The organism is Reinekea sp., assembly GCF_982785585.1.
This window is the reverse complement of the sequence record NZ_CEYAVF010000009.1, coordinates 66,627-75,199: the sequence shown is the minus strand read 5'-3', so window position 1 is coordinate 75,199 and position 8,573 is coordinate 66,627. Positions and strand designations below refer to the sequence as shown.

General features: G+C 53.8%; 10 protein-coding genes and 1 tRNA gene. 5 read left to right on the top strand and 6 right to left on the bottom strand.

Annotated features, from left to right (window positions below; all coding sequences use genetic code 11):
- Nucleotides 1-8: 8 nt before the first annotated feature.
- The 3 genes from AC4FIC_RS05800 to AC4FIC_RS05790 form a co-directional block, all read right to left on the bottom strand.
- Nucleotides 9-701, bottom strand: coding sequence for a transposase (locus tag AC4FIC_RS05800; RefSeq protein ID WP_100258078.1), 693 nt, complete (start codon nt 699-701; stop codon nt 9-11).
- A 168-nt stretch (nt 702-869) separates the two neighbouring features.
- Nucleotides 870-945, bottom strand: a tRNA-Phe gene (locus AC4FIC_RS05795).
- Nucleotides 946-1,228: 283 nt separating this feature from the next.
- Nucleotides 1,229-2,434, bottom strand: a complete 1,206-nt coding sequence (locus AC4FIC_RS05790) for a phosphoribosyltransferase family protein (RefSeq protein ID WP_100258077.1) — start codon at nt 2,432-2,434, stop codon at nt 1,229-1,231.
- Nucleotides 2,435-2,697: 263 nt separating this feature from the next.
- Here AC4FIC_RS05790 and AC4FIC_RS05785 point away from each other — a divergent pair, with 263 nt between their 5' ends.
- The 3 genes from AC4FIC_RS05785 (at nt 2,698) to AC4FIC_RS05775 (ending at nt 5,936) form a co-directional block, all read left to right on the top strand.
- Complete coding sequence (locus tag AC4FIC_RS05785) at nt 2,698-3,849, top strand: YcjF family protein (protein WP_100258076.1); 1,152 nt, start codon at nt 2,698-2,700, stop codon at nt 3,847-3,849.
- A complete protein-coding gene (locus AC4FIC_RS05780) occupies nt 3,818-5,404 on the top strand; it encodes a GTPase family protein (RefSeq protein ID WP_287438619.1) in 1,587 nt (528 codons plus the stop codon). Before AC4FIC_RS05785 ends, AC4FIC_RS05780 begins: the two co-directional genes overlap by 32 nt.
- Before the next feature lie 196 nt (nt 5,405-5,600).
- Nucleotides 5,601-5,936, top strand: coding sequence for a YggL 50S ribosome-binding family protein (locus AC4FIC_RS05775; RefSeq protein ID WP_100258074.1), 336 nt, complete (start codon nt 5,601-5,603; stop codon nt 5,934-5,936).
- Between the two features lie 144 nt (nt 5,937-6,080).
- Here the strand turns inward: AC4FIC_RS05775 and AC4FIC_RS05770 are convergent, their stop codons facing one another.
- Both AC4FIC_RS05770 and AC4FIC_RS05765 read right to left on the bottom strand, forming a co-directional pair.
- The gene (locus tag AC4FIC_RS05770) at nt 6,081-6,434 is read right to left on the bottom strand and encodes a rhodanese-like domain-containing protein (RefSeq protein WP_100258073.1); all 354 of its coding nucleotides are present in this window, start codon (nt 6,432-6,434) and stop codon (nt 6,081-6,083) included.
- Nucleotides 6,435-6,505: 71 nt separating this feature from the next.
- A complete protein-coding gene (locus AC4FIC_RS05765; RefSeq protein ID WP_100258072.1) occupies nt 6,506-7,051 on the bottom strand; it encodes a YaeQ family protein in 546 nt (181 codons plus the stop codon).
- A 198-nt stretch (nt 7,052-7,249) separates the two neighbouring features.
- Between AC4FIC_RS05765 and AC4FIC_RS05760 the strand changes: the two genes are divergently transcribed.
- Nucleotides 7,250-7,588 (top strand): DUF2956 domain-containing protein, encoded by a 339-nt coding sequence (locus AC4FIC_RS05760; protein WP_100258071.1) that lies wholly within the window; start codon nt 7,250-7,252, stop codon nt 7,586-7,588.
- Nucleotides 7,589-8,272, top strand: a complete 684-nt coding sequence (locus tag AC4FIC_RS05755) for an RluA family pseudouridine synthase (protein WP_100258070.1) — start codon at nt 7,589-7,591, stop codon at nt 8,270-8,272.
- Between the two features lie 52 nt (nt 8,273-8,324).
- Here the strand turns inward: AC4FIC_RS05755 and AC4FIC_RS05750 are convergent.
- The coding region (locus tag AC4FIC_RS05750; protein WP_490359381.1) for an oxidative damage protection protein at nt 8,325-8,573 on the bottom strand (249 nt) is incomplete at its 5' end.

The following is an 8,573-nucleotide window of genomic DNA, read 5'->3' as shown; positions in this document are numbered from 1 at the left end:
CAAATTTATTAATTGGTGATCTTGTGCTCTTTGGCTGGCCGACCTGGACGTTTGAATTCTAGTCTTATTCCTGTTCGTAGCTCGATTTCCTCGACGAACGGAGCCTTACCCGTAAGGCGATTGCTTTCAAGCATCTGGGATATGAAAATTGCTTCAGATATAGAGGAGCCTTTCGCTACAAACTCTCTGTAATGATTAAAACCGATGTCATTTAGTTTCTTAAACGCAGTGCGATCAATTATTTGGGGTGGTGATAGACCTGCATTCTCCTGATAGCTTGACCATCGATAATGCTCTGGCTGGGCAACCATCTTCGCCTTGACTGGATTTAGTTCAATATAGCGACAACATTGCAGGAAGTATGAATCACTTTCGACAATACTCATTTTATAACGACCCTCCCACAGTGATCCTGTTCGGTGTTCTTGTTTGTTGACATAACGTGTCTGCCGCCCAGCTAAACGCTTCATCAGTAATCCAATACTTTTTACATTATCGCCGGGGTCGAGCAGTAAATGAACGTGATTAGTCATCAAACACCAGGCGTAAACATTAACTGACAGTAACCGTGTCCATTTAACCAGGGTGTTGAGATAATAGGAATAGTCTGCATTCTCTACGAATATGGCATTCTTGTTGTGTCCGCGCTGAACGATATGATGTGGCATATTTGGGGCCACCACTCTTCCAATCCTTGGCATAGCAAACTCCTTTTGCTTCGTTTCGAGATTACAAACTATAGGACATGTAGGTAGCATATTAAAAATTTAAAATTTAATAAATCTGTCCCAGTTTGGGATTGATACGATCGCCAAACGCCGGACACAAAAAAGCCCACATTGCTGTAGGCTCGATCGTGAAATTTGTAATGGTGCCCAGACGCGGAATCGAACCACGGACACGGGGATTTTCAGTCCCCTGCTCTACCAACTGAGCTATCTGGGCGTCGTTAGCCGCTAAATTTCATTGCGTCAACGGGGGCGTATTAAACGGATTTTCGGCCAACTCGTCAATAGCTATTTTGCTAAATGTTTGATTTTTTTAAAGAAACTTGTCGATTGGCGATAATGTGAGCGAATCGGCCTTAGTTCGGATGCACAGCATTGCTCCGATTTGGGGTGGTCGACCCGGATCGTCCGGCTGTGCCTAAACAGGGGGCATGTAGGAATGGTTGTGCTTGTAAGGGGGTAGGGCAGGGTAACTGCCCTTGCCCCTGTCTGAGGCCGGTTTAGAGGTCGCCGAGTTCATCGCTGAACCAGATCTTGCGTTTAAAGCGCGGGTTCTTCGATGACATGTCAATCTTATAAGGATTATTTTCGATCGCCTGTGGAATTTCGAGAATGGCGCACAGTTCTTGGGCAATCCATTTTTCAACCTTCAGCACGACCAACTTTTTGCGCAGTCGGCCCTGTTCATCGCGGTTAAGGATGGTCGGCAGGGTATTGAGCGTGAGGATCTCGCCGATCGCCTTATGGGCCATGCGTTCGCGACCCTCGTCGCTGGCATAGAAGTGGGACACGGCAAACACCATGCGCTGTGGGTTCAGCTGCTTGAGGAACTGGCACGACTGCACCACGGTTGAGCCGGTACGGACCATGTCGTCGAATAGGACGATGCTGCAGCCGTCCAGGCCTTCGAAGGTATGCTCACTCTCCTTGTGCAGGGAAATTTCGACCTTGCGCTCGGAGTTGCGGATCTTATCGAGCATGATAAATTTGGCTTTGGCCAAGCCCAGGGTTTCGAACATGACCTTGACGAAGTCGCGCGCGCCCTTGTCTGGTGCACAAAGCACCAAGCCTTCACCCTCGGGGCCGTAGTTGAGGATGTTGGAGTTGAGCAGGTAGTGGGAGTAGATTTCATAGGGAATGAGGTTGTGAAAGTCACCTTCAAACACATCGCTGAAGATCTTTTGCACCGAATGCGAGTGGTTGTGAATGGTCAAGACCGTATCGACACCAGATAGCTTGAGCAGCTGTGCATAGAGTTTGGAGGTAAAAGCCTGGCCGTCGAACTTTTTGATATCGTGGATATCGCGTTCAAACAGGGTTTCACCCAGGCCTCTGCGTGCGCCGCGGTCTTGGGCGCTGAAAAACAGGTCCGGCTCGACCAATACCACCCGTGTTGCGCCGTTTTCTTTCGCGCCACGGGCGATAATCAGGTTATGCATCGCCAGTTCCTGGCGTGTTTTGACATGGCTGCTGGTGCTAACGATCACCACTGTCTTACCGACTAGGCTGTGTCCGATGGTGTCGAAGTCCAATTCATCGGAAATAAAGCGCGGGCAAAATTCAGAATTCATGAACTGTTTCATACTAATAAGGTCGGCTATGTCCTCGTGCTGGCCCATGGCATAGGCAACATCAATAGCAAACGGATTGTCGGCGAGGTTGCTGACAATAACTACATTATTAGACCATTCGGTCGGAAAAGTCATGAAAGAGATCCTTATGGAATCGTTTAGGTTAGGCCGTGCGCGTCAGAGTGATAGTTTACCGGTAGGGGTACCCGCTTTGATACTGGGTATTTATACAAATTTGGCCTCAATCGCTAATAGTTATAGAAGCCAATCGCTTGTAGCAGAGCCTATTTGCCCCAACATTAGCTTACCGGGCGGCCAATTCGGCCCATAATGCAGGCCAAGCCGATGCCTATACTTTGGTGTTACAGTGCGGCTTGGTCTGATCATCAGGAGCAATAATGTTCGATAAACTCAAGGGTGCGGCCCAGTCGACGCAACGGACCCTGGGCCAGATAGTGAATCCGGCGCGCAATCAGGCGATCGAGGCGAACTATCATATCGAGCCCAATAAACTGCCTACCCTATGGTTATTAGGCAAGACCGGGGCGGGTAAGTCGTCGCTGGTGCGGGTGGTGACGGCCGATACCGAGGTCGAAATCGGTGCCGGCTATAAGCCGTGTACGCAAAGTTCACACAGTTACGATTTCCCCCCGGATAAACCCCTGTTTCGCTTTCTCGACACCCGCGGCTTGGCCGAGGCCGACTATGATGCCCAGGCCGATATAGCCGTGTTGCAAGCCACCAGTAACGCAGTAGTATTGGTGATGAAACTCGATGACCCAGAGCAGAGCAGCGTGCTCGGGGCCTTGCGACAAATTAAGAAGAACAAGGGGCTACGCCAGATCCTCTTGGTCCATACCGGCCTGAATCTGCTGCCCGATGCGGACGACCGGCAACGTTGCCAGCACTTTAATCAAGCTCAGGTCGAGCAGCTCTGGGGTCAGGCTATACCGGCCGTGGCGGTCGACCTAGTTAGCGCCGACGCCGAGCGCAATGGTCAGGTCGATCTATTGGCCGCTCTCGGCGCCCTACTGCCAATCTTGGCGCTGGCTCAGGAGCGCGAGCAACAGCAAGATTTGGAGCAAGACAGTTTTCTGCAGCTGAAAAATGAACTGCTCTGGTACGCCGGGATTGCCGGCACCAGCGATACCTTACCCGGCGTCGGCTTGGTGTCGGTGCCCTTGCTGCAAGCTAAAATGCTCCACAGCCTGGCCCAGCACTATGGTGTGCACTGGGGCCGGCGCGAGATGAGTGAGTTTTTCGGCACCTTGGGCACCGGTTTTGGTATCCAATATGCGGCCAAGCTCGGCATCCGGCAGCTGGTGAAGTTGCTGCCGGTATACGGCCAAACGGCGGGTGCGGCCTCGGCCGCGGTGATGAGTTTTAGTACCACCTACGCTATTGGTCGAGTGGCCTGCCATTATTTATTTCATAAGTGTCGCGGTGAACCCTTGTCGCGCGATGCGCTGCAGAGCCTCTATCAAGAGGCCTTTAGCAGCGCCAAACCAGGAGCGCCCGGTGCCAAGTCCGAACCCGCCAACAAGCCTTAAACGCCTATTCAACCTAGTCAGTCGCGGCTCGCGCTGGATCTTGCCTTTTATGGCCATCGGGATGGTAATTCCCTTTATGATTTTGGCCGGTTTCGGTACCGTCGCGCTGGTCCAGCAGGGCTATAGCCTGGAGTTCTTGGGCTTAATCACCGGCTGTACGGTGTTGGTCTATGGTGTTTTCTGGTTTTGGTCTCGGCAACATAAGACCGACTTCAGCCTCGAAGCCGACGCCGCCCTGGTCATTGCCTCTGCCGATTGGAGTGAGTTCGATAACGAAGTTTGGCGCCAATTGAATCAAGGTATCAGCAACCAGTTAACGGAACCGCTGGCCTGGGACGGTTTAGTGGAACAGGGCCTGGTGTTGATGCAGCAGACGGCGCAGCACTATGGCAAGGCGCCCTATAGCTTTACTGTGCCGGAGTCGCTCAAACTGATCGAAGAGATCAGTCGGCGTTATCGAATCTTGCTCAAAGACAATGTCCCGATGATCGAAAAACTCACCATCGGCCACTTCAAATATGGCTTCGAGCAAAAGCAAAACCTAGCCAAGGGCAGTCAGGTCTATCGTTACGCCAGCTATCTGTATCGGGCCTTACGATTGGTTAATCCGGTCAGCGCGGTGGCCGCGGAGGTGCGCAAGGTGGTGTTCGATGAGTTTATTAAGCGCATCGGCGCTGAATCCCAGGTACGCCTAAAGCGGGCGCTGATGCAAGAGGTGGTCTCGGTGAGTATCGATCTGTACAGCGGTCGCTTTTCCGTCGACGACGCCGACCTGGGTCAGAGTCGGGCGGCCCTAGTCGACCAACAGCGGCCCGTGCTCGAATTGGAGCCCTTGCGGGTCGGCCTAGTGGGGCAGGTCAGTGCCGGTAAGTCGTCCTTAGTGAATGCGCTAAGCCTCGATCTGGCCGCCGAAGTGGATTTGTTACCGACCACTCAAGCGGCGCGCGTCTACAGTTGTCGGATTGAGGGTCACGATGCCCTGCATCTGATCGACTTGCCCGGTCTGGACGGCCAGGCGAAAACCACCGAGTTACTGGTGCAAGAAATCCAACAGTGCGATCTGATTATCTGGGTGCTCAAGGCCAGCCAGCCCTCGCGTCAGCTCGACCTGGATTTCCAACGTGCGATGACAGCCTATTACCAAGCGGATAAACAACGTTCACGCAAACGGCCGCCGATCCTGGCGCTATTGAACCAGGTCGACCTGCTCAATCCGGTCGAGCACTGGCAGCCACCCTATGATCTAAACCAGCCCGATAACGCCAAGGCGAAAACCATCAATGAGGCGCTGGCTTACAATCGTGAGCTGTTGGGCTTTGCTAATCTGTTGCCCTTGTCGGTCTCAGACCAGCGGGAACATTTTAATTTGCCTGCCGTACACCAGCAGCTGGATCACTATTACAGTCAAGGGCTGCAGACGCAGCTCAATCGCCGCCGCCAAGAAGGTCGTGGCAATGTGAACTTGAGCGAGCAATGGTCGCGTTTGGGGCGGGCGGGCAAGTCGCTGTTTGGTGTGATGGCGAACAGCGCCACTCCCCCGGATCGGCACCGATAGCGCGCTGCTGCGCGCTCAGCCTGAAGAATTCGAACCGATGCCCTGAGCGGTCTGCCGCCAAGCGGGCAAACTAAGCCAAGATAGGGCTGGCAGCGCCGTGGCCAGCAGTCTATAGTGCGCTTCTTTTTAAACCGACGTGATGTTTTGACGTTACAGTGTTCGATTTACCGCAGTTTATGCATTCAGAGGATTCACCATGACCACATCTACTAAAAACCGCCGCCTGAGAAAGAAATTATACCTCGATGAATTCGCCGTTATGGGTTTTGATTTCTCCTGTAAACTGAACGCGGAATCCGGTCTGGATCCAGAGCAGTTTTTTGATACCTTGATCGACTTTATCGATGCTCAAGACCTGATGATCGATATCGGCGGCAGCAAGTTCGAATTCGTCGGTTATGTCACCACCGCAGCCCGTTACGGCTCTGCGACTGAGGCCAACCGTACCGATCTGACCGCGCTGTTGAGCTCGATTGCCGGTGTTGAAGATGTAGTGGTCAGCGAAATGACCGACGCCTACTACGGTATGTAATTTTTTGTTAACCTGGGCTGTCTCCAGCCCAGGTTTTTTCCGTCCGAGCCTTCTTCGTGCGCTCTTTTGCCTTCCCCCGCACCTCAGCCAATACCCCATACGACAAGACTAAACTCAGCATTTTGGCCCAGACCCAGTTCGCCTTTAGTCGGCCAAAGCACGCCGTGCCTGACGGATGCCGCCTAGATTTTTAACCTTGGTGTATCCCATCTTGCGCAGCATTTTCTCCGCCGTACCGGCACGGCCGCCACTTTGGCAATAGAGCAAAATGGGCGTGTCTTTCGTCGGCGCGAGCGTCGCGATGCGCCGGCTGAGTTGATCATTGGGTACCAGTATGGCCCGGTCGAGATGGCCCTGGTTGAATTCGCCGAGTGTGCGGCTATCGATCAGCACGCCCTGTTCCAGCCAGTTCGACAGCGGTTCATCGCTGCCAGCCTTATCGCCGCCGCAGGCGCTCAAGGTCAGGAGGATTATTAGGCTGGCTATTAGGTTTTTCATCAGTTTCTCATCATCTCCGGTATGGCCAGTTACCCTTGCCCCAAGGCCCGGCTAAGCAGAACGGCAGGGGGCTACTTGGCTGCAATGCTGTGCAACGTATGCCGGCTTATGTCACATTCGCCGCTGTCGGTATTGACCGAGGCGGACTCTTCCGAAATGGTCACAAACCACTTCATCGTGCGCACCAGGTGGCTGCTGAGTTGGTCGATCTCGGCGGCGTCAAACTGGTAGTAATTGGCCTGCAGGGCTTTGAATTTGTTGGCCGACTGGGACCACCAGACATCACTCTTGGTATTGAAACTGTAGACGCGCACCGCCTTGCATTGGTGGCTGGCCTTTTTAACCCGCTCCGGCGCCGGTTCGCCCAGTTCGACCCACAGCTTGATCTGATCATCGAGACTGCGTGCCCAGATATCGGGCTCCTCTACCTCACTGATGCCCTTGGTAAAACTCAAGTCATCCTCGGCTTCGAAACAGAAGGCCATCAATCGCGCCATCAACCGATTGTCACTCTCCGACGGATGTTGGGCTATGGTTAGGTTGAAGCTTTGGTAATAGTGTCGGTTTAGGTCCGATAAATTTAAATTCAACTTGTAGATTACGGGTTTGAGCGCCACGGAGGATCCTTGCTTTAGTTTGGCCGACAGGATAACAGATATGGCGCGCCAGACAGCACTGTTTACCCGGGCTGTTAGAGACCTGGCCGAGCGCCAGTGGCCGACCCCGGTCATTGATCTGGCCACGGCTTTAGGCAACAATGGCAGGTGTCCTGCTCGATCCAATTCTGTTCAACACTGCGAGGCTCAACAGCGCCGATGGCAAAACCACTGTCCAATGAAATTCAGGCCGATGCTCTAAAGATGGCCCATGTGCATCAAAAGCCGGGTCAAACCAAGGCCCAAACCAAGCTGGTCGCCCAAGGTATCGAGAAGGGCATTGCCGAATATAAGAAGTTGCAAAAAGCCAAGGGCCGCGAGCGCGATAAGGAGCGCAAGAAGGCTCTGGCGGCTGCGGCTAAGCTGGCAGCAGAAGATACGACATTGGTCGATGAGTCTTCGGACAGCGGGGCAGGGAACTGGGTGCCTTGGCTATTGTTAGTGCTCAGTTGGCTGGGTTTTGCGATTTATGAGGGGCTGAGCCACTTGGCCGGATAGATGAGCCTGCCCATCGACACCTTCGTCGCGCCGCCCTGTTCCGAGGCGATCCGGATTCTCTATCAGGACGACAGCCTGTTGTTGATCAACAAACCGAGCGGGCTGCTCTCGCTGTCGGGCAAAAACCCGCTCAACTGGGATTCAGTGCACTATCGGCTGGTGCAACAGTTTCCCACGGCGCTACTCTTGCATCGACTCGACTTGGGCACCTCTGGGGTCTTAGTGATTGCGCTGAATAAGCCGGTTGCGGCCCATATCAATCGGCAATTCCAGGCCCGCACCGTGGTTAAAACCTATCAGGCGGTGCTGGCCGGATGCCTCAAAGAAGAGACCGGGCAGATCGATCTGCCCATAGCGAAAGACCCGATTAATTTCCCGCGCTTGAAGGTGTGTTTGACCAGCGGTAAGGCCGCTAGTAGCCACTATCGGGTACTGGAACGGATAACCGGGCAGGGTGATGCGCTGGGCAGTACTCGAGTCCGGTTTAGTCCGCTGACCGGCCGGACCCACCAACTGCGCATTCACAGTGCCGCATTGGGCCATCCGATCCTGGGCTGCGATCTCTATGGTACGCCGCAGAGCGAACGGATGGCCAGTCGATTACTGCTGCATGCCGAGACCCTAGCCTTTGAACATCCGGTTAGCGGTGAGCGCTTTTTAGGCCGCAGTGACTGTCCGTTTTAACGGACCGTTCTTAGCGACTGTTTTAAGCCACCAAGCCCATCAAACCGCGGCCTTACTCGGTTTCGGGCACATAGCCTTCGGCTTGATCGAAATCGGCATCGGACAAAAACAGCGTCATCTGCTCGCCCAGGTAACGCCGATCGTCGGCCTTGCTCATCACCAAATGTTTTTCGTTGATCAGCCGAGTTTGGTGTTCTTGCCATTGCTGCCAGGCTTGCTGCGAGACCGTCTCGAACAGCTGCTGGCCCTTGGGTCCGGGAAAGGGCGGCCGTTCCAGGCCGGGCAATTCGCGCTTAAATTT